Annotated in this window: 18 protein-coding genes and 2 pseudogenes; 11 read left to right on the top strand and 9 right to left on the bottom strand. The window is 46.5% G+C overall.

Going from position 1 to position 26,245, the window contains the following annotated elements; genetic code table 11:
- Positions 1-270 precede the first annotated feature (270 nt).
- Entirely contained in the window at positions 271-981 is a 711-nt protein-coding gene (torR, locus tag L4C42_RS19830; protein WP_353498334.1) for a two-component system response regulator TorR, read from the top strand.
- Between the two features lie 413 nt (positions 982-1,394).
- On the top strand, positions 1,395-3,869 hold the full coding sequence (locus L4C42_RS19825) for an Ig-like domain-containing protein (protein ID WP_353498672.1): 2,475 nt from the start codon (positions 1,395-1,397) through the stop codon (positions 3,867-3,869).
- A gap of 86 nt (positions 3,870-3,955) precedes the next feature.
- Here L4C42_RS19825 and elyC read toward each other — a convergent pair whose 3' ends face one another.
- Positions 3,956-4,864 carry an envelope biogenesis factor ElyC gene (gene elyC, locus L4C42_RS19820; protein ID WP_353498335.1) on the bottom strand — a complete coding sequence of 303 codons (909 nt, stop codon included), beginning with the start codon at positions 4,862-4,864 and terminating at the stop codon, positions 3,956-3,958.
- A gap of 114 nt (positions 4,865-4,978) precedes the next feature.
- On the opposite strand from elyC, the gene cmoM reads away from it, so the two are divergent.
- The 5 genes and pseudogenes from cmoM (at position 4,979) to pdxY (ending at position 13,301) form a co-directional block, all read left to right on the top strand.
- Positions 4,979-5,761, top strand: coding sequence for a tRNA uridine 5-oxyacetic acid(34) methyltransferase CmoM (gene cmoM, locus L4C42_RS19815; RefSeq protein WP_353498336.1), 783 nt, complete (start codon positions 4,979-4,981; stop codon positions 5,759-5,761).
- Positions 5,762-5,772: 11 nt separating this feature from the next.
- Entirely contained in the window at positions 5,773-7,110 is a 1,338-nt protein-coding gene (mukF, locus tag L4C42_RS19810; protein ID WP_418641585.1) for a chromosome partition protein MukF, read from the top strand.
- The gene (gene mukE, locus L4C42_RS19805; RefSeq protein WP_353498338.1) at positions 7,091-7,834 is read left to right on the top strand and encodes a chromosome partition protein MukE; all 744 of its coding nucleotides are present in this window, start codon (positions 7,091-7,093) and stop codon (positions 7,832-7,834) included. Before mukF ends, mukE begins: the two co-directional genes overlap by 20 nt.
- Positions 7,831-12,279: a chromosome partition protein MukB gene (gene mukB / locus L4C42_RS19800; protein ID WP_418641584.1), complete on the top strand. Its 4,449-nt coding sequence runs from the start codon at positions 7,831-7,833 to the stop codon at positions 12,277-12,279. The genes mukE and mukB overlap by 4 nt, the downstream gene beginning before the upstream one ends.
- Positions 12,280-12,446: 167 nt before the next feature.
- Positions 12,447-13,301 (top strand): annotated as a pseudogene (gene pdxY / locus L4C42_RS19795) (pyridoxal kinase PdxY).
- Positions 13,302-13,346: 45 nt separating this feature from the next.
- On the opposite strand, the gene rsmS reads toward pdxY, so the two are convergent.
- From rsmS to dinG, 4 genes are read right to left on the bottom strand one after another with little or no spacing between them, the layout of a single operon-like run.
- Positions 13,347-13,505: a pleiotropic regulatory protein RsmS gene (gene rsmS, locus L4C42_RS19790; RefSeq protein WP_353498341.1), complete on the bottom strand. Its 159-nt coding sequence runs from the start codon at positions 13,503-13,505 to the stop codon at positions 13,347-13,349.
- Positions 13,505-14,008: a primosomal replication protein PriC gene (gene priC, locus L4C42_RS19785; RefSeq protein WP_353498342.1), complete on the bottom strand. Its 504-nt coding sequence runs from the start codon at positions 14,006-14,008 to the stop codon at positions 13,505-13,507. Before priC ends, rsmS begins: the two co-directional genes overlap by 1 nt.
- Positions 14,009-14,033: 25 nt before the next feature.
- Positions 14,034-14,804: a sulfite exporter TauE/SafE family protein gene (locus L4C42_RS19780; protein WP_353498343.1), complete on the bottom strand. Its 771-nt coding sequence runs from the start codon at positions 14,802-14,804 to the stop codon at positions 14,034-14,036.
- A gap of 15 nt (positions 14,805-14,819) precedes the next feature.
- On the bottom strand, positions 14,820-16,895 hold the full coding sequence (dinG, locus tag L4C42_RS19775) for an ATP-dependent DNA helicase DinG (RefSeq protein ID WP_353498344.1): 2,076 nt from the start codon (positions 16,893-16,895) through the stop codon (positions 14,820-14,822).
- 534 nt (positions 16,896-17,429) lie between these two features.
- Here dinG and L4C42_RS19770 point away from each other — a divergent pair.
- The 3 genes from L4C42_RS19770 to L4C42_RS19760 all read left to right on the top strand — a co-directional run bounded on the left by L4C42_RS19770 (position 17,430) and on the right by L4C42_RS19760 (position 21,807).
- Positions 17,430-18,401 carry a porin gene (locus L4C42_RS19770; protein ID WP_353498345.1) on the top strand — a complete coding sequence of 324 codons (972 nt, stop codon included), beginning with the start codon at positions 17,430-17,432 and terminating at the stop codon, positions 18,399-18,401.
- Between the two features lie 175 nt (positions 18,402-18,576).
- Entirely contained in the window at positions 18,577-19,260 is a 684-nt protein-coding gene (locus L4C42_RS19765; protein WP_353498346.1) for a DUF2057 family protein, read from the top strand.
- 135 nt (positions 19,261-19,395) lie between these two features.
- A complete protein-coding gene (locus L4C42_RS19760; RefSeq protein WP_429761656.1) occupies positions 19,396-21,807 on the top strand; it encodes an MMPL family transporter in 2,412 nt (803 codons plus the stop codon).
- 23 nt (positions 21,808-21,830) lie between these two features.
- Here L4C42_RS19760 and L4C42_RS19755 read toward each other — a convergent pair whose 3' ends face one another.
- The 3 genes from L4C42_RS19755 to L4C42_RS19745 form a co-directional block, all read right to left on the bottom strand.
- Positions 21,831-22,712: a TonB-dependent receptor gene (locus tag L4C42_RS19755; protein ID WP_353498348.1), complete on the bottom strand. Its 882-nt coding sequence runs from the start codon at positions 22,710-22,712 to the stop codon at positions 21,831-21,833.
- A gap of 145 nt (positions 22,713-22,857) precedes the next feature.
- Positions 22,858-24,210, bottom strand: coding sequence for a DUF4397 domain-containing protein (locus L4C42_RS19750; RefSeq protein ID WP_353498349.1), 1,353 nt, complete (start codon positions 24,208-24,210; stop codon positions 22,858-22,860).
- 120 nt (positions 24,211-24,330) lie between these two features.
- Positions 24,331-24,768 carry a dCMP deaminase family protein gene (locus L4C42_RS19745; RefSeq protein WP_353498350.1) on the bottom strand — a complete coding sequence of 146 codons (438 nt, stop codon included), beginning with the start codon at positions 24,766-24,768 and terminating at the stop codon, positions 24,331-24,333.
- A 301-nt stretch (positions 24,769-25,069) separates the two neighbouring features.
- Between L4C42_RS19745 and L4C42_RS19740 the strand changes: the two genes are divergently transcribed.
- On the top strand, positions 25,070-25,849 hold the full coding sequence (locus L4C42_RS19740) for a tetratricopeptide repeat protein (protein WP_353498351.1): 780 nt from the start codon (positions 25,070-25,072) through the stop codon (positions 25,847-25,849).
- Between the two features lie 43 nt (positions 25,850-25,892).
- Here L4C42_RS19740 and L4C42_RS19735 read toward each other — a convergent pair.
- Positions 25,893-26,245: pseudogene (locus L4C42_RS19735) on the bottom strand (IS4 family transposase); the annotation flags it as partial.

Here is a 26,245-nt window from a genome sequence, read left to right as displayed (position 1 = left end):
TCCAAAAATGATACTTCTATTTTAGCTAATAAAGATGAATAGCAATAACGTGTTGTGTGAATAAATAAGTTAATTTATTAAAAAATATGAAAAATAGTGCTTTGTCAGATGTTTGTGCGATTTGGTTTTTGTTGCATATGCTATTCGACGGTTTTGGTTGTCTTGAATCAAAAAAAAGTAGGTTTGTGCTGTTCGATGCTGTAGTAGACTAGAATTGTGAATGGTTATGAATAGAATGACACGGTCATTACAGATTGAGATAGTACAGATATGAAATATCACGTTTTGGTTGTAGAAGATGACGTAGTCACTCGCAGTAAGCTCGCTGGCTATTTCGAAAATGAAGGCTATTTGGTCAGTGAAGCCCAAGATGGCAATGAAATGCGTCAGGTTCTGCAAGAGTCGAGCATCGACTTGGTGATGCTTGATATCAATCTTCCGAAAGAAGATGGCTTAATGCTGACTAGAGAACTGAGAAGTCAGTCTGATATTGGTATTATTTTGGTGACCGGTCGCACTGACAGCATTGATAGAATCGTTGGTCTTGAAATGGGCGCGGATGATTACGTCACCAAACCGTTTGAGCTGCGTGAGCTGCTGGTACGAGTGAAGAACCTGCTGTGGCGCATTGCGCTAGCGCGTAAGCAGCCGGTGTTGGAGTCATCCACTCAAAATGAGCATGTCATTCACTTTGGTGAATGGGCGTTTGATAAGCAGCGTCGTTCTTTAAGCAATAACGGTGATCCGGTTAAATTGACGAAGGCGGAATATGAGCTTCTGGTCGCACTCTCGACGTATCCGAATCAAGTGCTGAGCCGTGAGCGGATTTTAAATATGATCAGCCACCGAGTAGATGCGCCAAACGATCGAACGATTGATGTGTTAATTCGTCGCATGAGAGCGAAAATGGAAATGGATCCTAAGAATCCACAGATTTTTATTACCGTTCATGGTGAAGGGTACATGTTCGCTGGCGATTAACATTAATAGACAGTTAACACCTTGTATTAGCTCCAGTTACCAAAAAGGTAACTGGAGCTTTTTTTATGGGAGCAAGTTTGCCTTCTGCCGCGATATGTTGCTCCGTTGCCGATTTTTTTGTTAGATGACTCGCGTAGTGTTTCTCTTCCTTTTTCGCAACCCGAGTTGACGGATTTGTTGAACTAATTTGAAGAGGGTTGCTTTGATAATGTCGGGCTGGTGTACGGTTGGCGCGTCTTATCGAACCTAACTCAACTTCATTAAAACTTGGTTCAATAAAAGGATGTTCTATGACCAATGTGATTTCTCAACCCAAGCTTACTGCTGCGCACAAACCAGCGGCGGGATTTAGGTTTGCAGCATTACCCGCAGTGGCCTTGTTAGCTGCAAGTTCACTTTACACAGCCCCTGCAATGGCTTTTCAATGCAGCGCGTTGGCGGTTTGGGATCCCTCTGCGACGTACAACGGTGGCAACGAGGTTCAATGGCAGTCTGCGGCTTATAAGGCCAATTGGTGGAATGTGAATGTCGATCCCGAGCAAAATTCAGCGCCTTACCAAGAGTGGTCGAAGCTTGGTGATTGCTCCAGCGGCGGCGCGAATATCGCTCCGTCTGTTTCAATTCTCTCACCAGAAAATAATGCACAGCTAGCGGTTGGTAATGTCGTGACCTTCTCTGCCACGGCAGGGGATACTGATGGCACGGTAACTGAGGTCGTGTTTGCTTTAGGTGGGGTTGCTTTGGCAACGCTAACAAGTGCCCCTTATACGACTGACTGGCTGACAGAATTGGGTAGTTACCAGTTAACGGTAACGGCAACAGACGATAAAGGCGCAACGACTGCAGCTTCTCAGTCATTTAGTGTTGCTGATGCCACTAACCAGCCACCAAGCGTAACGCTTCAAACCTCTAACTCTCAGGTCAACGTAGGCGATCAAGTGACTTTGACCGCTTCACCTTCGGATAGTGATGGCACCATTACTCAGGTCGATTTTGTGGTAAGTGGAGCCGTCGTTGATTCTGTCACCACACCACCATGGCAAACGGTTTGGAGTGCAGCTTCTGCCGGCGACTATGTTATCGAGGCTGTCGCGACCGACAATGCCGGAGCTCGCTCTCAGTCATCGTCAGTCACCGTATCAGCCATTGAATTTGCTGGTGGTAAATGTGCTGATGCCGCGGCCTATATTGCTGGCACTAGTTATCAGAGTGGACAGAATGTCACTAATAACGGCAGCTTGTATCAATGTTCGGTGGCTGGATGGTGTTCATCCGACTCGGCATGGGCGTATGAGCCTGGAACTGGCCTGTACTGGGAAGATGCGTGGAACAGCCTTGGGGCTTGTGCAACCGCTCCAGAAATTACGCTTGTCTCGCCAAGTGAAGGTCAAACATTATTGCTAGGTGCAGATGTAAACATTCAAGCTAGCATAAATGATGCTGATGGTACTGTAGTCAGTGCCGAAGCGAGCGTTAATGGCGCTTCATTAGGGCTACTTTCCGCTGCGCCTTATCAATGGACGTGGAATGCAATCGGCTCTGGAGAAACAACCGTTACGGTTGTGGCGACAGATGATGAAGGCAATACCAGCCAAGTTAACCGTACTGTGTCAATAACAGACCAGCCTTTGGTTACCGAGATCACTTCACCGGCTTCAGGCGACGTTGTCGCGGTAGGCAAAGCGGTCACGGTGACTGCTGATGTCAGCGCGCTACAAAGTGATGTCTCCAGTGCTGAGCTCTTCGTCAATGGCTTGTTAGTTGCAACGGATAATACGGCTCCTTATCAATTTAGCTGGACACCAGCAGCTATAGGCTCTTATCAGCTCAGTGTGACAGGTAAAGATACACAGGATAACTCAGCATCTTCAACCAGTGTAACGGTATCAGCTAAATCCGTGGTGCAGCCTAGGCACAAACTGATTGGCTACTGGCATAACTTTGTTAATGGCGCGGGCTGTCCGATCCCACTGAATCAAATGTCGAAAGATTGGGACATCATTGATATCGCGTTTGCTGACAACGATCGCAACAGTACCGGCAGAGTCCATTTCAACCTATACAATGGCGATATTCGCTCGAGTTGTGCACCAATAGATCCTGTTCAGTTCAAGCAAGACATCAAGGTGCTACAAGCAGAGGGTAAGATCTTTGTTCTGTCACTTGGCGGGGCTGAGGGGACTATTACACTAAATACAGATACTGATGAAGCAGCGTTTGTGGAGAGTCTAACGGCCATTATCAAAGAGTGGGGGTTTGATGGTTTAGATGTCGATTATGAAAGTGGCTCGAACCTTGTTCATGGTAGCCAGATCCAAACTCGCTTGCCGCGTGCATTAAAAGCGATTGAGACGAACATTGGCGGTGATATGTATCTGACAATGGCGCCAGAGCATCCTTATGTGCAAGGTGGAATGGTTGCTTACTCAGGGATATGGGGCGCGTATATTCCGCTTATCAATGAAGTGCGTGACACGCTCGATCTATTACATGTTCAACTTTACAATAACGGTGGGCTTGCTAACCCTTATACGACAGGAGCCGCACCTGAAGGGTCTGTAGATATGATGGTAGCAGCATCGAGAATGCTCACCGAAGGTTTTGAGCTTGCAGATGGCAGCCAATTCCTGCCACTTCGAGATGATCAAGTCGCTATTGGATTGCCGTCTGGACCGAGCAGTGCGAATTCAGGGCAAGCGCCAATTGCCAATATCGAAGCGGCGCTCGACTGTATGATCTCGCTGAATCGCTGTGGAACGATAGTACCTACAAAAACCTCGCCTAACTTTGGCGGTGTTATGACTTGGTCGATCAACTGGGATCAGCACGACGGTTTCAACTTCTCTGTTCCGGTGAAGGCGAAGTTGGATCAATTGAACGCACGATAATCACCAATGGTGGCTACATATGTGAGTTTGACATAGTAAAAGAGCCTCGCAATGAGGCTCTTTATTTTTAGGGGAACTTTTAAAACTTACTGACTGGTAGCCGCTGCTTCATCGCTCTCGGACTCGTCATTTGGCGCAAGCTGTTGTTCAATTTCTTGCTGTTCTAATTGCGCGGGTTCTGCTGATTCGGTTTCAAACTCAGAGACCGAAAATGACAAATCTTGCATGCTCTCATTAGCAACCCAATCTCGTAGGCGCTGCCATAGTTGACCTAAGGTTTCATGCCAATAGCGCTCAGTCTGTTCAAGATAACGAGCTTGAGGTGTGTAGCGACTCCAAGCCTGCTCTACGTTCTCTTGAGCCAAAAAGTTTGTAGGCGCAGGATATGGGTTAAGGCCGGCGGCCTCAAACTCATACATTGCTCGCTGCATATGACTGGCTGATGTTACTAAGACCAGCTTTTTGCTTTGTACAAACGCCGATGCTTGTCTTGCTTCTTCCCACGTGTCTTTGGCAGCTTCAAGCAAAATAATATCGGGCTTTGCTACGCCAAGTGCGAGCGCTACTTTCGCCATGACTCTGGCATGACTGACATCAGTGCCACCGGCATAGCCGGACAAAATCAGTTTGCTTCCAGGATACATGCGCATGACGCGAATGCCTTCGGTTAAGCGCATCAAAGAAGTGCGAGATAACGCTGACGTTGGAGGAATATCGTCATCCACCACGTGACCACCGCCAAGCACCATCACATAGTCAATAGATTCATTAATGGGTAAAAAAGCGCTGTATTCACGCTCAAGCGGCATCAATAAACGGCTAGAGAGGGGCTGGAATGCAATAAGAAATGTCCCACACAGCGATACGAGAACCAGCAAGCTTCCAAACTTACGTCTTGCGGTAAACATGATAAGAAGCAATCCCAAGAAACCAAGGATTAGCATAGCAGGTAAAGGCATTAGTAATGCAGACACCAGCTTTTTCAGCTCAAACATAGAATAATAGTCCGAAAAAACACCACTTAACGCTAAAAAAGGGACTTGCCCCTTTATTCCTGTCACTTATATGACAGAATAGCTGTACGACTGGTTATCTTAACTCAATAAACCGTGATGCAAGACCGTAATTTCGACGATATCGCCCACAAATTTGCAAAAAATATTTACGGCTCCGAGAAGGGAGAAATCCGCCAAACTATTGTTTGGGAAGATTTAACCCAGGCTCTTGCCGTGCTGGATGATACTAAAAAAACACTCAAAGTATTAGATGCGGGGGGTGGATTAGGTCAAGTTTCGCAGCGTATCGCTGAGCGCGGACACCATATCACCTTGTGTGACCTTTCTTCGGAAATGCTTAAGTTAGCCAAAGCAGAGGTTGAAAAAAACGGGTTACTCTCGCAATATCACTGGATCCACAGTCCAGTACAGCGTATTGCTGAGCACATGGAACAGCAAGTTGACCTAACTTTGTTCCATGCAGTGATGGAGTGGTTGGCTGACCCAAGGCCGGCCCTCGAAGCGGTATTACAACAAGTGAAACCTGGCGGTATCGCTTCTGTCATGTTTTACAATCATCATGGATTGGTATTTAAGAATGTCATTTGTGGCAATATTCCTCATGTATTAGATGGAATGCCGCATAGAAAAAGATTTAAGCTTCAGCCACAAAAAGGGTTGAAGCCTGAGGACGTGTATCAGTGGGTTGAAGAAGCCGGGTTTGAAATATGTGGCAAATCTGGCATTCGTTCATTCAGTGATTATATTGGCAATATGCAATACATGGGAGATTACACCGCTGAAGATGTTCTAAAACTGGAACAACAGCTGTGTCGCCAAGAGCCTTATCTCTCCATGGGTCGATACATACATGTATGGGCTAGGAAAAAACAATAACAGGAAAGACCATGAGTGATAACACTCTAAATGCTGATGACCGACCGATAGACGAGCTAGTCGGATGGGTCAAACAGCATGATTTTGCGTTGAATCTTTCCACTGAACGGTTGGCATTTCTCATCTCCATCGCGGTGTTGAGTAATGAAAGATTTGATGAAGAGCTGGGCGAGGGCGAGTTGCATGATGCATTTAAGATCGTCACCGGGCAGTTTGAGCAAACAGGCGAAGCCACCGCGTTTCGTGCGAACAATGCGATTAATGAACTGGTCAAGCAGCGCCTATTAAGCCGCTTTACCAGTGAAGTCAACGATGGGGCGAGCATTTATAGGCTCAGCCCTCTTGCCATCGGTATCACCGATTATTACGTCAGACATCGCGAATTCTCCAAGTTACGACTCTCAATCCAGCTTTCAATGGTGGCAGGTGAGATGGCAAAAGCCATTGAAGCCGCGCAAGAAGGCGGGACGGTTGCTCATTGGCGTAAGAATGTATTTGGCGTGTTGAAATACTCGGTTGGCGAGATTTTCGATCAAATCGATCTTAACCAACGCGTAATGGATGAACAGCAGCAGTCGGTGAAACTTCAGATTGCAGAGCTGCTTAACAAAGATTGGCGCGAAGCGATTAACAACTGTGAGACTCTGCTCTCGGAAACTTCAGCAACGCTACGTGAGCTGCAAGATACTTTGCAAGCGGCGGGCGATGAGCTTCAAACCCAGATTTTGGACATTCAAGAAATCGTCTATGGCGATGATGATCTCGAGTTCGTTGGTGAAGCTTTGTTCGGCTTGCAGATGAAACTCGATCGCATAATTAGCTGGGGTCAGCAAGCGATTGATTTGTGGATCGGCTATGACCGCCACGTGCATAAGTTTATCCGTACTGCGATCGATATGGATCAAAACCGCGCCTTTAGCCAAAGGTTGCGCCAATCGGTCACAGATTATTTTGACGCTCCTTGGTATCTCACTTATGCAGATGCCGAGAAGCTCACCGATCTTCGTGACGAAGCCCTTGTACTTCGCAATGCAGAAGTGACGGGTGCGGTGCCACTTGAAGTGGAATACGAAGAATTTGAACAAGTAAATGATGAGCTCGCTGAGCGCATTGGAGACATGCTTAAAGTACATAAAGAACAAGGCACTCCAATCGATCTTGGCTTGGTGCTACGCGACTACCTCGCGTCACATCCACATACTCACCATTTTGATCTCGCAAGAATTGTTGTAGACCAAGCCGTTCGACTGGGTTACTCCCAGTCCGATTACTCGGCTATTCAGCCAGACTGGCAAGCTATCAACGATTTTGGCGCAAAGGTACAAGCAAATGTTATCGACAAATATTGACGAATACATGCCAGAGAAACTGGCAAAAGCGATCACCAACCCGCTATTTCCAGCACTGGATAGTGCATTGCGTGCGGGAAGGCACATCTCATCTGAAGACTTGGATAATCACGCACTACTTTGTGATTTTGAGGTTGAGCTGGCCAGTTTCTATCAGCGCTACAACACCGAGTTAGTGAAAGCGCCGGAAGGCTTTTTCTATCTGCGCCCACGCTCGACGACATTGATCGGTCGAAGCGTTCTTTCAGAACTTGATATGCTGGTAGGTAAGGTACTGTGTTTCCTTTACCTAAGCCCTGAACGTCTTGCGCATGAAGGTATCTTTACTAACCAAGAGCTTTATGAAGAAATCCTAGCGCTTGCGGATGAAAAGAAGCTGATGCGCCTAGTGACTAACCGTGCGACTGGTTCGGATCTCGACAAAGAGAAACTGTTTGACAAAGTACGTACCTCACTTCGTCGTTTACGTCGTCTAGGGATGACCATTTCCATTGGTGATACCGATAAATTCCGTATCAGCGAAGCGGTATTCCGCTTTGGCGCTGACGTTCGTGTTGGTGACGATATGCGTGATGCGCAGCTTCGTCTCATCCGTGATGGTGAAGCCGTGGTGCATACACAAGCACCATCGCAAGGCAGCTTGATCCCAACGGATGAAAGCAGCGACTCGGTTGAGTCAAATGACAACGATACAGAGAACAATCAACAGGAGGCGGACGCATGATTGAAAGAGGTAAGTATCAATCGATGACGATGGTCAACTGGAACGGCTTCTTTGCGCGTACCTTTGACATCGACACTCTAGTCACCACGCTTTCTGGTGGTAATGGTGCGGGTAAATCCACCACTATGGCATCGTTCATTACGGCGCTGATTCCAGACCAAAGCCTTCTGCACTTTAGAAATACCACGGAAGCGGGTAGCTCTCAGGCGTCTCGCGACAAGGGCTTGTACGGTAAGCTTCAGCCTGGTACCTGTTATTCTGCGCTGGATGTGGTGAACTCACGCAACCAACGCGTTTTGTTCGTGGTTAAGCTACAACAAGTCGCAGGTCGTGATAAGAAAGTGGATATTAAGCCATTTATTGTTCAAGGTTTGCCGAGTAGCGTAAAACCGACCGACATTCTGATTGAAGCGGTATCGGATAATCACGCTCGCGTGCGTCCAATCAATGAAGTCAAAGACGCTGTAAGCGCAATGGAAGGCGTGCATTTTAAAGCCTTTAACTCGATTGTGGATTACCACGCGCAGATGTTTGAGTTTGGTGTGCTGCCAAAGAAACTGCGTAACAGCAGCGATCGTTCTAAGTTCTATCGTCTGATTGAAGCCTCGCTCTACGGTGGTATCTCGAGTGCAATTACTCGTTCACTTCGTGACTACCTACTGCCACAAAACGGCGGCGTGAAGAAAGCGTTCCAAGATATGGAATCTGCGCTTCGTGAAAACCGTTTAACGCTAGAAGCGATCAAGACCACCCAAGCTGACCGTGATCTGTTTAAGCATCTGATCACCGAGTCGACCAATTACGTGGCAGCTGACTATATGCGCCATGCTAACGAGCGTCGTAACAAGCTTGAGACAACGATGAAGCTTCGTGGCGAGCTGTTTGGTTCTCGTCAAACGCTTATCGCGCAAAACGAATTGCTCAACAAAGTTCAGCAAGAGCTGACGCTGTTAGTTGAGAATGAATCGGGTCTAGAGCAAGATCATCAAGCGGCGCAAGACCACCTATTGTTGGTACAAAACGCGCTTCGTCAGCAAGAGAAGATTGAACGCTACCAAGAAGATCTTGAAGAGCTGAATGAGCGTCTTGAAGAGCAGATGATGGTCGTAGAAGAAGCGACTGAGCGTAAGCTTACCGCTGAAGAGCAAGCGACATTTGCTGAAGAAGAGGTGGATAGCCTTAAGACTCAGCTCGCTGATTATCAGCAAGCGCTGGATGTTCAGCAGACGCGTGCACTGCAATATCAGCAAGCGGTACAAGCCCTTGAGAAAGCACGTAACCTGCTTGAGAACGAATCATTGAATCAAGATGGCGCAGCAGAAACACTGAGCCAACTAAAATCGCAAGAATCACAAAGTACTACTGAGCTTCTTGAGCTTAAACACCGCCTTGACATGTCATCGGCCGCTGCACAGCAGTTTGAACAAGCACTGTCGCTTGTTAAGCAGATTGCGGGCGATGTAGGGCGCAGTGAAGCGAGCCAAGTTGCGAAATCGGCGATCAAGCAAGCGGATGAGCATCGTCAGCTACTGAAAAGTGAATCTCAGCTTCGCGCGCAATATCGTGAACTTGAGAAAAACATTGAGCGTCAGCAGCAAGCGCAGAAGCTTGCAAGCGAACTTGGTGATGCAGGAATCCGTGTTGATAGCGAAGCGGATCTCGAAATGGAAGCGGAGAGCCAACGCGAGCGCGTGCTTGAGTGTGAACAGCAGCTTGAAGCGATTCGTGAAGCATCTGGCGAAACAAAGCAGCGCGAACAAGAGTTTGTGTCTGAGATCAGCAAGCTAGAAGGTTATGCGCCGAAATGGATCAAGTCTTTTAATGCGCTTGAAGATCTTCGCGAGCAAAGCGGCATGGAGCTGGTGGATCGTGCAGATGTCATCAGCTCAATGCAAACCACTAATGACAATGAGCGTAAGACCTCTTTCGAACGTGACTCGCTGGCGAAACGCCGTGAAGAGCTAGAACTTGAGATTGAACGCCTTGCCTCCCCTGGTGGTTCGAACGATCCTCGCTTGAAAGGTCTTGCCGACACGCTTGGTGGCGTTCTGCTGTCTGAGATTTATGATGATATCACTATCGGTGATGCACCTTACTTCAGCGCGATGTACGGCCCTGCGCGTCATGCCATCGTGGTATCAAATCTCGACGGCATCAAAGAAAAGCTGGTTGAGCTTGATGATTGCCCAGAAGATCTTTACATCATTGAAGGTGACATCGATGCCTTTGATGACAGCTCTTTCGATGCGGATGAGCTTGATGGTGCGGTGTGTGTTCAGCTTAACGAACGTCAACTACGTTATTCACGCTTCCCTAAGATCCCATTGTTTGGCCGTGCAGCACGTGAACAGCGCTTAGAGCTACTACGTGAACAACGTGAAGAAACGGTAGAAAAACACGCAAAAGCGGCGTTTGATGCACAAAAAATGCAGCGCCTATACCAAGCGTTCAATGCGTTCGCAGCAGAGCACATGCAGCTGGCGTTTGAAGCGGATCCTGAAGTGGAACTGGCACGTTTACGCGAGCTTCGCAGTCAGGTAGCACGAGAGCTGAATGACAACAAACAGCGTGAGCAACAAGCGAGTGCGCAGCTGTCGAAATCGAAGCAGTGTGTGACCTTGCTGGATCGTCTATCTATCAGCGCGAACGTGCTATTTGATGAGACTCTGGTTGAGCGTCATCAAGAGCTTCAAGCTCAAATTGAAGATCTCAATGGCGCTAAGAGCTACATTCAGCAACATGGCGCGGCGGCTGAAAAACTGGCTGCGGTAGTCAATGTTCTCGACAGCGATCCAGAGCAATTTGATGCGCTGACTAGCCAATATCAAAATGCCGATAAAGCCCTGCAAACGCTAAAAGCACAGATCTTTGCCGTTGCGGATCTTGCTGAGCGTCGTCCTTACTTTGCTTATGCAGACTCAATGGACATGCTCAACCAAAGCAGTGAATTGAGCGAGCAGCTCAAAGCGAAACTGGTGCAAGCGGAAGCTAGTCGTGCACGTCTACGTGAAGGGCTAAAGCAGGTTCAAGAACAAGCGAACCAGTACAACCAAGTATTGGCGTCACTTAAGAGCTCGCACCAAGCTAAGTTAGAGACGGTTCAAGAGTTCAAAGCTGAGCTTCAAGAGTATGGCATTGTCCCTGACGAATCAGCGCTTGAACGTGCCGAGAAGCGTCGTGATGAGCTACACCTAGCACTGCAAACCTCTCGCACTCGCAAGTCTGAGTATGAGAAGACGATGACGTCGACAGAGCTTGAGATGAAGGGTCTGGCTAAGCGTCTTAAGAAGGTTCAGAAAGAATACATTGAACTGCGCACCTACGTGGTTGCCGCAAAAGCGGGTTGGTGTAGCGTACTTCGTCTGGCGAAAGCGAACGATGTTGAGCGCCGCCTGCATAAGCGCGAACTGGCGTACATGAGCGCGGGCGAGCTTCGCTCTATGTCGGATAAGTCTTTGGGTGCATTGCGTCTTGCTGTCGCAGATAACGAAGATCTTCGCGATTCACTTCGTCAGTCTGAAGATACTTCGAAGCCAGAGCGTAAAGTTCTGTTCTACATTGCCGTCTATCAACACCTTCGCGAGCGTATTCGTCAAGACATCATCCGTACTGACGATCCGGTAGAAGCAATTGAAGAGATGGAAGTGGAGCTAGCGCGCCTAACAGAAGAGCTAACTCAGCGTGAAAACCGTCTTGCGATCAGTTCTGAGTCAGTGTCGAGCATCATTAAGAAGACGATTCAGCGTGAACAGAACCGTATTCGTATGCTAAACCAAGGCTTGTCGAACATTCACTTTGGTCAGGTTAAAGGCGTTCGTTTGAATGTGAAGATCCGCGAAAGTCATGAGCAGTTGCTGGTGGCGCTAACGGGTGAGCACAAAGATCTGTTTGAAACCTCGCGTTATACCTTCTCGGAAGCGATGGCTAAGCTATTCCAACGCGTCAACCCGCATATCGATATGGGTCAGCGCTCGCCGCAAATATTGGGTGAAGAGCTGCTTGATTATCGTAACTACTTAGAGCTAAGCGTTGAAGTAAATCGTGGCTCTGACGGTTGGCTGCAAGCGGAATCTGGCGCGTTATCAACAGGTGAAGCGATCGGTACCGGCCAGTCAATTCTGTTGATGGTAGTGCAGAGCTGGGAAGAAGAGTCTCGTCGTCTGCGTAGCAAGGACATTCTGCCGTGTCGCCTGCTGTTCCTAGATGAGGCCGCGCGTCTGGATGCTAAGTCGATTGCGACGTTGTTTGAGCTATGTGACCGTCAGGGTATGCAGCTATTGATTGCAGCGCCAGAAAACATCAGCCCAGAAAAAGGCACCACCTATAAGCTTGTGCGTAAAGTGTTTAAAGACCATGAGCATGTACATGTAGTGGGTCTGCGTGGCTTTGGTGAGAACAAGCGATTAGAAGATGCTGAACAGCTCGTTGAGCAAGCAACGGTTTAGTGATTAGATTCTAATTCAGTAAGCAAAATCCGATATTGGTGTCCAATATCGGATTTTTTGGATCTGTAGTACTCAATTTGTTTTTAATCTGAAACTTGTCTGCATGTCAGACCCACCCCATATTTAAGGGGTGATAAGAATATTCTATCCTGCTGTGAGGAGCATTCATGAAAGGTATCATCTCTATCCAGTCTCATGTCGTGTATGGGCATGCAGGCAACAGTTCGGCCGTTTTCCCAATGCAACGAATGGGGTTTGAGGTTTGGCCTATTCATACGGTTCAATTTTCGAATCACACTCAATATCAGCAAGGCTGGAAGGGTAAGGCATTCTCCGCAGATGATATATCTGAGTTAGTCTCAGGCATTACCAATATAGAGCAGCTTAAAAACTGCCAAGCGTTACTGTCAGGTTATCAGGGAAGCGCGGATCAGTGCCTTGCGGTACTTGATGCAGTGCGACAAGTTAAAGCTAAAAACCCTGACGCAATTTATGTGTGTGACCCTGTCATGGGCGACCCGGAGAAGGGTTGCATTGTTCCACAAGGGACGACTGAATACCTAGTCAACGATGTGATGCCAAGTGCCGATGTGATTGTACCGAATCAATTCGAGCTGGCTTAGTTTACCAATATGGACATCACTGACTTAGAGACTGCGGTAGCTGCCTGCCATGAGGCTTTATCGCGTGGACCGAAAATGGTGTTGGTAAAACATCTACATAGTGTTTCTGATGACCAGTTTACCATGATGCTGGCGACAGAAGCGGGGTGCTTTATTGCGCAGCGTCCTCATCTTAAGTTTGCTAAGCAGCCAGTGGGAGTAGGGGATCTGATTTCTGCGCTATTCACCGCCGGACTTTTGAAAGGCTGGTCGGCCGAGCGGGCATTTGAGCATGCCAATAACGCGAGTTATGCGGTACTTAAGGAAACGCAGCAAAGAGATGAATGGGAGCTGCAAACCATTGCGGCGCAGGAAGAGTTGGTGGATCCAATGGAGCGTTTCCCAATCACTAAGGTGTGATAAAGAAAAACCGAAGCGAAGGTGCTTCGGTTTTTACCTAGAGGCCTACTCACTGTCGATCTTTTTGAGGAGATCGCCTTTCACAATTTCAAGTGCCTCTAAGGCGACTTTTGGGTCGATCTCATTGCTCTCGAATAAGAAAATCAGATCCACGGCGAGTTTGATTTCCTCTGGAGCACTGTCTAAGCCTGTTTCATTCGACATTAGATAAATTTCATCCTTTGATTGATCGTGTATTGAATCTGGTTCATAGCGCTGCGGCACCGTTGCAATCTTTGCTCTGTTTCTATGAGTGATTGCTCATCATGCGGGTTTTGTTCTTTGTCGCGAACTAACTGACACAGTTTTTGCTCCCAAACCTTATGCTGAGCAAGTGACGCTTTAAGTTCAGCCAGTGATTTCTGCTGAGTGGGATCTTGTTTAATGTTGAGAGGCGCTGCGAGCACTCTCTCGAGCGCTTCCAACTGACATGAAAACTTCTCTACCAGTGCTTCAGACGTACCTTGGTTTGTTGAGTGCTGACTGAGTGTTACGATTTTGTTGAGCAAGGACGTCGTTTCAATGACACAAGGCAGGGTACGAAAGCCGCCTGATTGAAACAGATGCTCATCAAACAGTCGTACTTTTTCCTGCTTATTTGAATCATCAAACGCTTTGGCTTTTTGCTTGAGAATTCGTAATCGTGACTTGAGTTGCTCGAGTTTCATCAGCCGTATACTCTAATGCCGTGGCCTATAGCCATGCGTCATAGGCAAGTTTGATTGCTAGGATACTCACTACCGTTACAAAGATAGGTCTAATAAACTTAGCACCAAATCGAATTGCCGAATGCGCTCCAATATACGCACCAGCCATCAAACAGACGCCCATGGTCAAACCAAGTACCCAGTTAATATGGCCGAGCACCGCAAAGGTTATCAGCGAGGTAAAGTTACTGGTGAAGTTCATCGCTTTGGATAGGCCAGAAGCAAACAAGATGTTTAAGCGATACAGTGCCATTGAGCTTACTGTCCAAAACGCACCAGTACCAGGTCCCGCTACCCCGTCGTAAAAGCCAAGCGATAATCCTTGAAGATACTGCTTGCGGTTGAATTTAGGACAGCCAACGTTAACTTTGCTGTGCTCTCCTTGAGGAGAGCGATGGAATACGGTGTAAAGCGCCGCGGCTAGAATCACCAGCGGTAGCACTTTTTCTAGCCACTCGGTGCTGATCATATCGACAACTAGTGTGCCGAGTGTCGCTCCAAATAACGTCGCTACGAAAGCTCGGCGCCAACATTCAGGCTTAAACAGTCTTTTTCGATAATAGGTAAAAGCCGCCGTCGACGAAGCAAAGGTCGCAGCAAGTTTATTGGTGCCAAGAGCAATATGAGGAGGAAGCCCTAATGACAGTAGTGCTGGCACGGTCAACATGCCACCACCGCCGGCAACAGCATCAATAAAGCCCGCAGCAAAAGCCACGATTGCCAAGATAACCAACATACTTGGTTCGATAAATTCCATCGAGACGAATGACCCTTAGTATTCTATTTTTCTTTTAAATGGGGGTAGGGAATCAAGCAAAGATTTGCCATACCTTTTAGTGACGATTCGCCTATCCAGAATATAGAGGGTGCCACAGTCCCTTTCTTTCCTCAGCAAACGGCCAGCCGATTGTATCAGCTTTTTACTGGCTTCTGGAACTGTAATCTGGAGAAATGCATTGCCACCTTTACTCTCGATGTATTCTGCATGCGCTTGCTCAATCGGCGATGTTGGAACTGCGAAAGGGATTTTGGTAATCACTAAGTTTTCAAGCAGTTCACCTGGCAAATCCAATCCTTCAGAAAAGCTGCCTGTACCAAAAAGAACGCTAGTTTTTCCACCTTGAGTCAAGGTTTTATGTTTATTTAGAATTTCTGAGCGTGATTTTTCGCCTTGAATCTGCAAGTGCCAGCCTTTGAGTGCAAATTTTGTTCTCAGTTCATCGGCCACTTTGTTCATTTGCCAATAGGAAGAGAAAAGTACCAGATTGCTTTTATCCTGTTCGATAATGTTTGGAATTTTCTCGATAAGCTCATCAGTAAATTGCGGGGCTTGTGGCTCGTTTTTCATCTTTGGCACGATTAGTTCTGCTTGTTCCGCGTAATTAAATGGTGAAGCGAGTGCTAAGAACTGAACGCCATCATCCTCTTTTTGGCTGATCCCCGATTGGTGGCAGAAAAAAGAGAAAGAGTTGAGCGCGCGCATGGTTGCTGAAACGAGTACGGCACCGACACAACGTGACCAAAGCTGTTGATCTAACTGCCAGCCCACTTCTAGAGGGGCAACACTGACCAAGTGGTCACCTTCACGCTCTTTGCTTTTCTCAATCCATCTGGCGAGGGGTGCACCTTTCTCTTTTTGCGGCTCTGCCATTAGACGCCAAACGGCCGCTAGATTGTCGAATCTCTGGATATAAAAGCCCAGCTCGGCCAAAGCAGGCTCTGCGAGCTTGGCACCGATTTCACCATCTTTTAATCGCTCAGAGATGAGGTCTGCAATCTTTGCCGATGCCTGAGCTCCTTTCTGTGAGTATTGCTTGAGTACCTTAGCTTGCTCTTCCAGCCATGAAGGGAGCTCTCCGTTTTCGAATCGACAGCTATCTTCTTCAAAGGCGAGGCCTGTGCAATAGGTGTTTACCTCTCCAAGCAGGGGGATTAATTGCTGGATAGCGTCTTGTAGTTCATTTCGAAAACGACCGACACGCTTTTCATCGGCTAACCCTGAGAATTTACTTGCTGATTGGTTGAGCCTTTCTAGCCAAGTACCCGCACCTTTTAATGTCGCTGAAGCAGAGGCATGGTCTCTAGCGACATGTGGAAGGTGATGCGCTTCATCAAAGATAAAGATGGTATTTTCTGGTTCGGGAAGAATGACGCCACCACCAAGATCGGCATCTGCCATTACTAAGCTGTGATTGGCAATAATGACGTCGTTTTTATCCAGCTCTGAACGTGCCTTAGAAAATGGGCATCCCCTGTGAGCAGGCAAACTGTTATTACAACTATGCTTTTCACTGACAATGGTTTGCCAGATAGCGTCATCAATAGGCTTTGGCCAAGAATCTCTATCACCATCCCATTTACCCTGAGCCAATTTCTCGTACATCAGTTGCAATTGAGCGATATCCGCTGCTTTTGGCTTGGTTTCAAACATCGCCATTTGCCCGCCGTCTGCGCCGCAAGCGACGGCCAGTTTTTCGGTGCAGCAGTAACGCTGTCTGCCTTTTGCAATGATAAAAGAGAAGCTTTGGTCCGTGATACGCCTAAATAGCGGCAAATCTTTATTCAATAGCTGCTCTTGAAGGGCAACGGTTGCGGTTGAAATCACCACTTTGCGATTGTTTTGCACCGCCACAGGAATGGTTGCCATTAAATAAGAAAGACTTTTGCCAATTCCGGTTCCTGCTTCTGCCACGATCATGCGTGTTGACTTGTGATATTGACCACACAGAGTTTTAGCAATCTCTGAAACAAGGTAGTTCTGAGCACGCCTAGGAACAAAGTTATCGAGTTGGGTTTGAAGGTTTTGATAACTCTGGCGAATGGATTTTTGGATTTTACTGGTCAGCATGATGGGCCCTACTTAGACGAGCGGGGAGTGTACCACACTTCAAGGTGTGAAAAATATCGGCAAATAAGCGCACGTTTACAGCTGTTATTTAGATCAAAATCACAAAATCCGAGTGAACTTTTACTTAAGTGGATATTTTTTATTTTGTAAAAAATATAAAACTCCAAAAAATATATGTTGCTAGTTATTTATTCTGTGTATTGGTTGGTTATTGTGTGTTTAGGGGTGGTTTGTGTAGGTTTGGGCTTGGAAAAGGATTCTGTAGTTACAATTGAATGCTGTTCGAAAAACTTGCACTCCATCACGCGCATTTCCTTAACTTGTTGATTTTGTTGTATTTATATAATTTTGAGTTTTTTATTTAGAGTGTTTGACAAGTCCTTATAACTTTTGCATTCTTGGTTTCGAGATTTAAAGACGCTAAGTCACCCAAAGGACAAAAGGTTGTCGTTCTTCTGGAAGATTTAGACGTCACATATATTAAAAAAGGGAACCGAAAAGGAATTCCCATCTAAGAAAAGGCAGTGGATTATCATGAAAAAAACTCTAGTAGCGCTATCAGTACTAGCGGCAGCTGGTTCTGCGCAAGCAATCGAACTATACAACCAAGACAAAGTTACTGTTAACATGACTGGCGACGTAGAAATCGTTTATGTTAAAGGTACAACTGACGGTGATGAGTTCCAACAAGAAATTCAAGATGCTGACTTCGGCTTCGACACTCGTTATGCAGTGAACGATGACGTACAAGTTGGTGCGTTTTGGGAATTCTCAGGTGCTGACACAAATGCTGATGCATCTGTTGGCGACGTATACATGGGTCTTTATTCTCAATCTGTAGGTTCAATCAAGTTCGGTAAGACAGCTACTGCTCTTGATGATGCTGGTATCGGTTCTGATTACCAATTTGGTGTTTCTTCTTTCTTCAGCAACGGTACTCCTTTCGCAGGTCACGAAGTAGTTAAGTATGAGTTAGACAAAGGTAACTTCTACGGTACTGTAGCTTACATGCAAGACAAGCAAGGTTATAACGGCCTAGGCAAAAACGGCAATTTCTTTGATGCTAAACTTGGCGCTCGCGTTGCTGACTTTGACTTCACTGGTTTTGTTGGTCAAGCAGAGTTTAAAGAAGCAGGCCTAACAGACGCTGATGGTGTTGCTATCGATGGTTTGAAAGAAACTATCTGGGCTCTTGAAGCTCGTTACGCTGGCGTAGAGAACCTAAACCTAGAACTAGGTTACTACAGCTTAGGTGCTGACCCTAAAGATGCTGATTCTCAAACTGACGGCTCTATTGCAGCTGCGGCAGATTACACTCTAAACTCTTGGAAGTTCGCAACTGGTGTTAGCCAAACTAACCCAGACGAAGGCGACAAGGTTGTTAACTGGTTCCTAAATGCGGGTTACGCATTGGCTCCATCTACAACAGCTTACGCTGAAGTTGGTGGTAACAACGGTGATGACTCTCAAACTGGTTTTGCTGTAGGCCTTAAAGCTGAATTCTAATCTAGCTTTGATATAGGTTATTTAAGCCACCCAATCGGGTGGCTTTTTTGATCGTTCGATCAAATTATGTCTCAATAAAAGTAAAAAAAGCTTTTGTTAACTAATTGCTGTGGCATGATTGAACGCGTACCGAGTGTTTATAGGTGTAAAGGCCTAATTAAGGAGAGTTAATAACGTGAAGAAGTCTGTTATCACGATTTTATTGGCAGCAAGTTCTGCTTTCGCTGCAAGTGCTGCCACGTTAACGCCAATGAATGGTGTGTCATTGCTGTATGTGAATGGCCAAGAGTCTGAATCAAAAATACGTTCCAACGATGTCGAATCCGGAACCACTCAGGTTGTGGTACGCATGGATAAAAAAGTAGGCCGTGGCAGCAGCCAGTCGGTTTATACTTCTGCACCTTATGTCATCACATTTAATATCACCGGTGATGAGGTGAAGATTAACCACCCAGTCGCTCGAAGCAAGCAAGAAGCGAGCGCTGCATTTCGTTTACCAGAGCCAGAGTGGCGTATCACTCAAGATGGAAATTCACTACCTTATACGACAGAAAAACTGAAAGGACGCGAAGGTGTACTTCCTTACTCTGGTATGAATGAGCTGATTGCCGATTACAACGAGCAGCGTGGTATTACTTTCGGCGGTGAGTCTGCTTCTGAAGTGGCTTCAGTAACCGCTACTGTGGCGGCGACAGCAACAACGGCTGTTGCAGCATCTACTCCGAAGGCGGTTGAAAAACCTCAAGCAGTGAAGGGTGATGCTAGATCCAGCAATATGGAACAGTTACAAGCGTTGTACTTAAAGGCGTCGAAAACTGAACGCAAGGAATTTCGCAAGTGGATGATTGACCAAGAGTAATTGACTCAGTCTATCCAGCTTTGCAATTAGGGGGCTAAATGCCCCTTTTTTATGTCTTGCTAACAGGAATCTAACTATAGTTACCCCAAAATTAGGTTATGATTACTTTATTGTTCTGTATCTAACGTCAACCTCGTGAACCGTCTATTCTCTCTTATTCAGCGCTTTCCTAAGCTTGTCCTTCTTTTTGTCACTCTCATTACCAGTGTAGCTATCTGGTATGGGCAGCAGCATTTTAGGATGAATGCCGATTTATCTTCATTAGTAGAACAAAATGGAGCTTGGGTTGACGATCTTAACTATTTAAACGACACGTTTCCTGAATCCGGTAATGTCACTGTATTGGTCACTATTACCGATGGTTCAGACCTAAAAGAGCACGTCGTCTCAATAGAAAAACAACTGCGTAACCAAAAGATCTTTAAAGAGATCTTTGCTCCGCAATTATTGGCTTGGTTTGAAGAGCACCCGTTAGGGTTTGTGACTCAAGACGAGTTTGAACGTATCGAAGCCTTTACCCGCGACACAATCAAGCCTGCTGCACTTGCTGCTCAATCAGGCAGTCTTGATCTTTATTTGGCCGAACTCGCCCAAAGCGAACAACCGAACTTAACACCGCTTTTAGAGGCAATAAACAACCAATCAGTTGACTGGGCAAAACTGGCTCAGAAAAATCTGACAAAGCCCACGGCGTATGCCATCACGTTAGTTGCAGAACCAGACGCATCAGCGACGGAACCGAATCGCGCTATTATGGAGGCCATTCACCAGAGCATTATAGCGGCGGATTTACCATCAAACGTGGACATTAAAGTTACTGGTCAGGCGGCACTCGATTTTGATGAAATTGCTGATGCCAACAACAGCATCGCTATAGCCGGTAGTGCTTCATTAGTCGGTCTTATTTTGATTTTGGCGATTGGTATCCGCTCACTTCGAGTGATAGTCGCATGTTACTTGACGGTATTAGTTGGTCTAGCTTGGACATTTGCGGCAGGTCTGGCTGTTATTGGGCACTACAACACGATCTCTATTGTATTTATGGTGATGTTTATTGGCCTTGCAGTCGATTTTTCCATTCACTTATGTCTTCATATTCAAGAGTTTAGGGTAAAAGGAGAGAATGACTCGTTAGCGATGCGCGATGCGATTTCTCATTCGGTTCGACCTTTGTCACTGTGTGCGCTTTCTTCGGCACTGGGCTTTTTAAGTTTCTATCCAACCGCTTATACAGGGCTTGGTGAATTGGGCGTTGTGTCTGCTCTAGGTATGGTGCTTGGCCTTGCTGCAACCTTTATCATTATCCCACTGTTCTTTACTTTGTTTGGCTATCCGAAAGTTCGTCATCAACGAGATACGCACCGTTTCGCTTGGTTCGGAGAGCAACTGATGCGCTTTAAAGGCACGGTGTTTAGCGTAGCGATAGCATTGACGGTCGTCATGGGATACGGCGCGACACAGTTTAAGTTTGATTTCTCAACGTTGGTTTTGAAAAACCCTCAGTCAGAGTCTGTGTTGGCTCTAAATCAATTGCAACAAGAGGGATTGGGCTCAAGCTATCAGCTGTTTGCCATTGCTAAAAACCAGCAGCAAGCTGAGCAGTGGCAGGCTAGTTTGATAAAGCAACCTTCGGTGGCTTCGGTTAGGGTCGTGAGTGATTTTTTGCCTAAAGATCTTGAGAAGAGAACCGAGCAGCTGCAAGCGTTGTTCACGCAGTCAGACATAGCGACGCCAATGAGCTATCCAGAATTTGTGGAGATGGCGAAAACTCAACGTTGGCAGGATAGCGAGCGCTTACCTGATACGATAGATAGCGCTTCTGTCTCGGAGCTTCTATTTGCTGGTCTATCAACTAGCTTGAATACACTGACGCAGTTTGAACCCGTGACTATTGAGTCGCTGCCAACCGATTTAAGTGAGCGCTATATCAGTCAGCAGGGTGAGTGGCTAGTGGTGATCTCTCCAAGTGAAGATATGACTAATGTCGATGCTTTGGATAAGTTTATTACCGAGTCTAAGCAAATCGCACCGAATGCTACAGGTAGAGCTGTTGCTGAAAAAGAAGTGGGCAGCATTATTGTGAATGCGTTTCAAGCGGCAATCATGATGTCGGTGTTTGGGATTGCACTGATTCTCATTTGGTCGGTTGAGAAAAAACGTGATGTGTTACTTATCTTTATTCCACTGACGTTGGCGTCACTATCGACTTTAGGGTTGATGCACTGGCTCGGGTTATCGATGAACATGGCCAACATCATAGTGATCCCGCTGATCTTTGGTCTGGGTGTGGATAATGGCATACACATCGTGAAGCGTTTTCGTGCGGTGAGAAGCTTGGCGGCATTCTTTAAAACCTCGACACCGAAGGCGTCACTAGTAAGTTGTTTAACCACGCTAGCAACATTTGGTGCTTTGATCGTTGCTGATCACCAAGGGATGCATTCCATCGGGCTGGTACTTACTATCGCATTGAGCTGTATTTTGGTGTTTAGTTTAACGCTATTGCCACTATTGCTAGAAGTGACAAAGAAAAAGCCCATTGAATAATGGGCTTGATAACTCTTTAAGGGTTAGAAACGAGCATCTAGGGTGACGAAGAAGCTCTTACGTTGACCGAAGCCAAGCTCACTTATTAATACCCAGTTTGGGGTGAACTCATATTGCGCGCCGACTAGACTATTCCAGTTGTTGGCGAGGCTTTGCGTCACAGTGAACTTCGCGTCATCTAACATAGGCAAGGCACCGATAGAGCCTAGCGGTAAGTCTTTGACATTACCTGTTAGGGTTTGTTCTATGTTTTGGTACTGCGCACCTACCCAAGCTCTAATTGGCCAATCACTGTTTCGGGAGAAATCCCATCCGATTCGCGGTGACACAACTATCGAGTCAATTTCACCATCAATTACGGTGAGACTGGTTTTCGTGTAACTTGCATCTACAAGCGCGAAAAAGCTTTCGTACCCACCTGCAATCACAGTACCTATACCATAGGTATAACCGTCAAGATCCAATCGAAACGGTTCGTTCAAATTATCGACTTCAATCGGGATAGCAGGCAGAGGAGGCAAGAGGTCGAGCTCACCTTTAACGGAGGTGATAGTCGTTTCTGAATAACCATTGAGTTTACCGCCAATAGCGTAGAAATTCAGAAACGGTAGAACCCAAACGTCGGCTTTCAATGTCAGAACTTCGGATTCTTGATAACCTCCTTGTGTGCCTATTTCCAAATTTTGTACTTGGGAAGGCAAACCGGTAAGAGCAATCGAGTTGACATTGATACCTTGAGACACATTCATATAACCAAGACTTAACCCAAAAGCTTCAGGCAGGGTGTAGCCTCGTTCTTCAGCTTCTTTCTTGAATAGTGGTAGCTCTATCGCTGAAGCTAGGCTAGGTAGCAACAGCGCCGCCAATGAGAGCGCTTTTAGGGAAAATTTGGCATTAAATGTCATAGGGGTGTCTACTTAAAATGGTTGAAGATATACATCAAGATTATAGGTTGGCGGATTGTAGATGAGCAAAGTCTTGATGGAAAGAAGTTTTAACCATAAAAAAGGTCGTGGTTAAAACCACGACCTTTTGACCATAGGGCGTCTGTTATTTATCGATGTTCAACGCAATAGAATCTTCTGTGGCGAACGCCGTAACAACATTACCGTTGGCTAGCGCCGGAACGTTTGTGTTGGTAAGCAGTATGTTGGTTGTACCTGCCTCTGCCACCGCTAAATCATAAGTTCCTGCCGCGACTTTGAGAACGGCAGTATCTTTAAATGATACGCCTTTAAGGACTGCTGTATCCGCTGAAAATGCACCGCCGTCAGCAACCGCATGGATGTCCACGAGCGCTGCCGCTGCAGTCGGGTTAGCATGCACTACTCGGATTTTCGCATAGGTTGCAATGCCGCGAAGGTCGTCTTCAATAATTAAAGCTTCTTGAGAGCTGTCATTTAAACGTCCCACGGCGAAAATGGTAGTTTCCGAACCTGCGGAGAAGGTGGCGCCCGGGACGGTGATGACTTGTGGTGAAGTTGTACCAGTAGGTGCAACGGCAACATCGACCGTTCCAGGTGCAATCGCTGTCCCAGCAACGTTCTCATACGTCAGATTGGTCAGTCCGGCAACGGCTGCGCCATTTGCTAGAATATCTACAGGTGGCGCGTCTTCAATGGCATGGCCGGCACGCACGATGGCTTTTTCATCAGTGTCTCTGAGTACTGTGACAGAACTTCCGTCTGCGACTAACAGATTCACAGGTGAGTCACCCATAGCACTGTTCACTACGTTGGGTACAGCGGTGACCATCAAATCTGTGCCGCCGGGTAAATCTAACTCACCACTGTCGAATACGACGTCTGCATCAGTATTTTGGCCGGTCGGAGTTATGCGTATTCGATAGGTGCTGGCTGGGACTGTAATCGGTAGGTCGGCCGAATCTATCGCAAATGCTAAACCCGAAACGCCAACTGTAGCAGTACTGATACTGGCATCGGTGGTCAGGTGAATATCAACCGCACCAACGTCAGGGTGTGCATGTAAAACATCAATGCGGACTGAATTACTATCGGGTTTGATTCCAGAACGTGCCAATATAACTCCCTGCAGTGCCGATGTTTTGTTGAGAGCAAAAACATCATACTGCATGTCAGGAGCAAAGTTTACGCCAGGTACGGGAAGCACTTCGCTAGCGCTACCGTCGGTGCCGATAGCCTCGACTGACAGGTCATACGTACCTGAGTCGACAGTTATCAATCCGCTACCCTGCTGGTAGTCGACGTCTGTTAACCCACTCAAAATAGCGCCATTCGCTTTGATGTTTACCAGTGGTGCATCAGCGCTGGCGTGTGTCACGCGAACTTGAGTGGTTGGGTTAGAAGGGTGATCGGAATCGCTGCCACAGCCGACGATGGTGATTGCTGCGGCTGCGATAACGGATGTTTTTATAATATTCATGGTAAGCCTCTATGCTCATGTTATTCGCAAAGAGGCTTACGGCACCAAAATCAAATAAGTTCAAAGTTGATGGTAAAATAAACTATTGGTAAAGCATGCAGTTTCATAAATGAGGTAATGCTAATCTTCTATTGGTAACCAGTCCACGGTTACTCCAGCTTGATCGAACATATCTTGGCTTAGTGAAATTTTTTCGCCCCAACGTGATAGAAAATCGTCAGTTTGCGCAGGGCAGTGGACAACAGAAATGCCTGTTTGAATGATTTTTGCGGCACAATTTGGGCACGGAAAATGTGTTACCCAAATCTCACAACCGCCAAGATCTCGCTTTGCAAATAGAATCGCATTTTCTTCAGCGTGCAATGTCTTCAGGTATTTAGTCTCTCGCTCGTCCACTTCAGCACTATCGGAAATACCATGTGGATAGCCATTAAAGCCAACAGAAACGATACGGTTTTGCTTGGTAATGACTGCGCCTACTTGTGTTGATGGATCTTTACTCCATGAGCCAACTAATTCAGCCATTTGAATAAATCGTTTTGCCCATTTAGACGCCATAATTACTCCAGTGTTTGTTGTGTGCTTGGTCGTGTTGTTATTGCGTTTAAGTCTACAAAATAACGACAATGAAAACGAGTGCTATTTGTAAACGATTACAGTTTTAGATGCGGTGTTCGTGTTACTAAGATTTACAATCAATAGAGACATATTGTGCTGTCTATAATGTAACCTTTAGGGAGAGATTTTGTGATCTGGTCGGGATTCTGTGTCAGAGTAACGACAATTATCAATAATTTGCTGAGATCATTAATAATCATATGGCAGAATTTGACGAATTCTTTAAGGATGGGAAAAGATAATGCGAAAAACACTGTTAGCGGTTTCACTATGTGGTCTGTGTTTTAGTGCAAGCAGCTTTGCGTTTGTTCAGGATTGGTCAAAGCGAAGCAACCAAGAAGTGACAACGGAAGCCAAGCGCGGCGACCTGTTTGCTCAGATCGAGTTGGGCGACCGCTATGCGACCGGCAATGGCGTAGAAGAAGACGACATCACTGCGGTTGAATGGTACCGAAAGGCCGCAGCGCAAAAAAGCGAAACGGCGATGTACAAGCTTGGCATGATGTACGATAACGGTCACGGTGTTCCTTATGATGCGAAAGAAGCAGCAACTTGGTTCGAAAAAGCGTCGCAAAAAGGCAGCGTAACAGCGCAGTACTACTTGGCTGGTATGTACAAATGGGGACGTGGTGTTCCCAAAAGTAATGAAAAAGCAGTCGAGTACTATCGCTTAGCGGCAGAGAAGGGTTTTGATGTTGCTCAAAACAGCCTAGGTGTGATGTACGCAAAAGGGCTCGGCATTGAGAAGAACGATGAGGAAGCGGTAAAATGGTATCGCCGTTCGGCTGAAAATGGCTACGCTTATGGACAACGAAACCTCGCCTATAAATACTCACTTGGTGAAGGAGTAGGGCTTGATAATGTTGAAGCCTATGCTTGGGCATCGGTCGCTTCAACAAATGGCTATAAGACTGCTGAAAAACTTCGTGATGATTTAGCCCAAAAGCTGAGTGAAGCTGAACTTGCGGTTGCGCAGCAAAAAGCGACAAAGTACTTAGCAGAGCACTCCTCTCATCAATAGTCGCCAAACAATTAAGAAAGGAAGCCAAGTGCCTGTCTCTTGATCACAAGTCTGCTCGTTCAAGAGACATCGCTAGTTCATAGCCTTCAAGGATGGTTTGTAATTTGAACCATCCTTCCCATAACACTTGGACTGATGCTCGCCCTGTTCGCTTGGTGTTTTTCCACCCTCCCAACCTAGCAAGGCTTTCATAAGCCCAATGGGTATCTGGTACTTGGGTTGGCAGTGGCTTCCCTACGGTTTTGAACCATAATAGCTTCCACGCTTTATGACCTAACACCACTTCACAACTCATCACATCACCTTTTGGCTCAACATATTTCATAAAGCGTAGTTGAAGTAATCTTGTGGCAACAAAGGCGAGTATGACGCTCATTCGCTCAAGGTTTTCACCCC

The sequence above is a fragment of the Vibrio wakamikoensis genome, from assembly GCF_050337275.1.
In the GTDB taxonomy this organism is placed as follows: domain Bacteria; phylum Pseudomonadota; class Gammaproteobacteria; order Enterobacterales; family Vibrionaceae; genus Vibrio; species Vibrio chaetopteri.
This window is presented reverse-complemented; position numbering and strand designations above follow the sequence as displayed.

Bases quoted from the DNA above. Each gene is read 5' to 3' on its own strand.
- torR (WP_353498334.1), top strand. From the start codon at position 271: ATGAAATATCACGTTTTGGTTGTAGAAGATGACGTAGTCACTCGCAGT.
- L4C42_RS19825 (WP_353498672.1), top strand. From the start codon at position 1,395: ATGGCTTTTCAATGCAGCGCGTTGGCGGTTTGGGATCCCTCTGCGACG.
- elyC (WP_353498335.1), bottom strand. From the start codon at position 4,864: ATGTTTGAGCTGAAAAAGCTGGTGTCTGCATTACTAATGCCTTTACCT.
- mukF (WP_418641585.1), top strand. From the start codon at position 5,773: ATGAGTGATAACACTCTAAATGCTGATGACCGACCGATAGACGAGCTA.
- mukE (WP_353498338.1), top strand. From the start codon at position 7,091: ATGTTATCGACAAATATTGACGAATACATGCCAGAGAAACTGGCAAAA.
- mukB (WP_418641584.1), top strand. From the start codon at position 7,831: ATGATTGAAAGAGGTAAGTATCAATCGATGACGATGGTCAACTGGAAC.
- rsmS (WP_353498341.1), bottom strand. From the start codon at position 13,505: ATGTCGAATGAAACAGGCTTAGACAGTGCTCCAGAGGAAATCAAACTC.
- priC (WP_353498342.1), bottom strand. From the start codon at position 14,008: ATGAAACTCGAGCAACTCAAGTCACGATTACGAATTCTCAAGCAAAAA.
- L4C42_RS19780 (WP_353498343.1), bottom strand. From the start codon at position 14,804: ATGGAATTTATCGAACCAAGTATGTTGGTTATCTTGGCAATCGTGGCT.
- dinG (WP_353498344.1), bottom strand. From the start codon at position 16,895: ATGCTGACCAGTAAAATCCAAAAATCCATTCGCCAGAGTTATCAAAAC.
- L4C42_RS19770 (WP_353498345.1), top strand. From the start codon at position 17,430: ATGAAAAAAACTCTAGTAGCGCTATCAGTACTAGCGGCAGCTGGTTCT.
- L4C42_RS19755 (WP_353498348.1), bottom strand. From the start codon at position 22,712: ATGACATTTAATGCCAAATTTTCCCTAAAAGCGCTCTCATTGGCGGCG.
- L4C42_RS19750 (WP_353498349.1), bottom strand. From the start codon at position 24,210: ATGAATATTATAAAAACATCCGTTATCGCAGCCGCAGCAATCACCATC.
- L4C42_RS19745 (WP_353498350.1), bottom strand. From the start codon at position 24,768: ATGGCGTCTAAATGGGCAAAACGATTTATTCAAATGGCTGAATTAGTT.
- L4C42_RS19740 (WP_353498351.1), top strand. From the start codon at position 25,070: ATGCGAAAAACACTGTTAGCGGTTTCACTATGTGGTCTGTGTTTTAGT.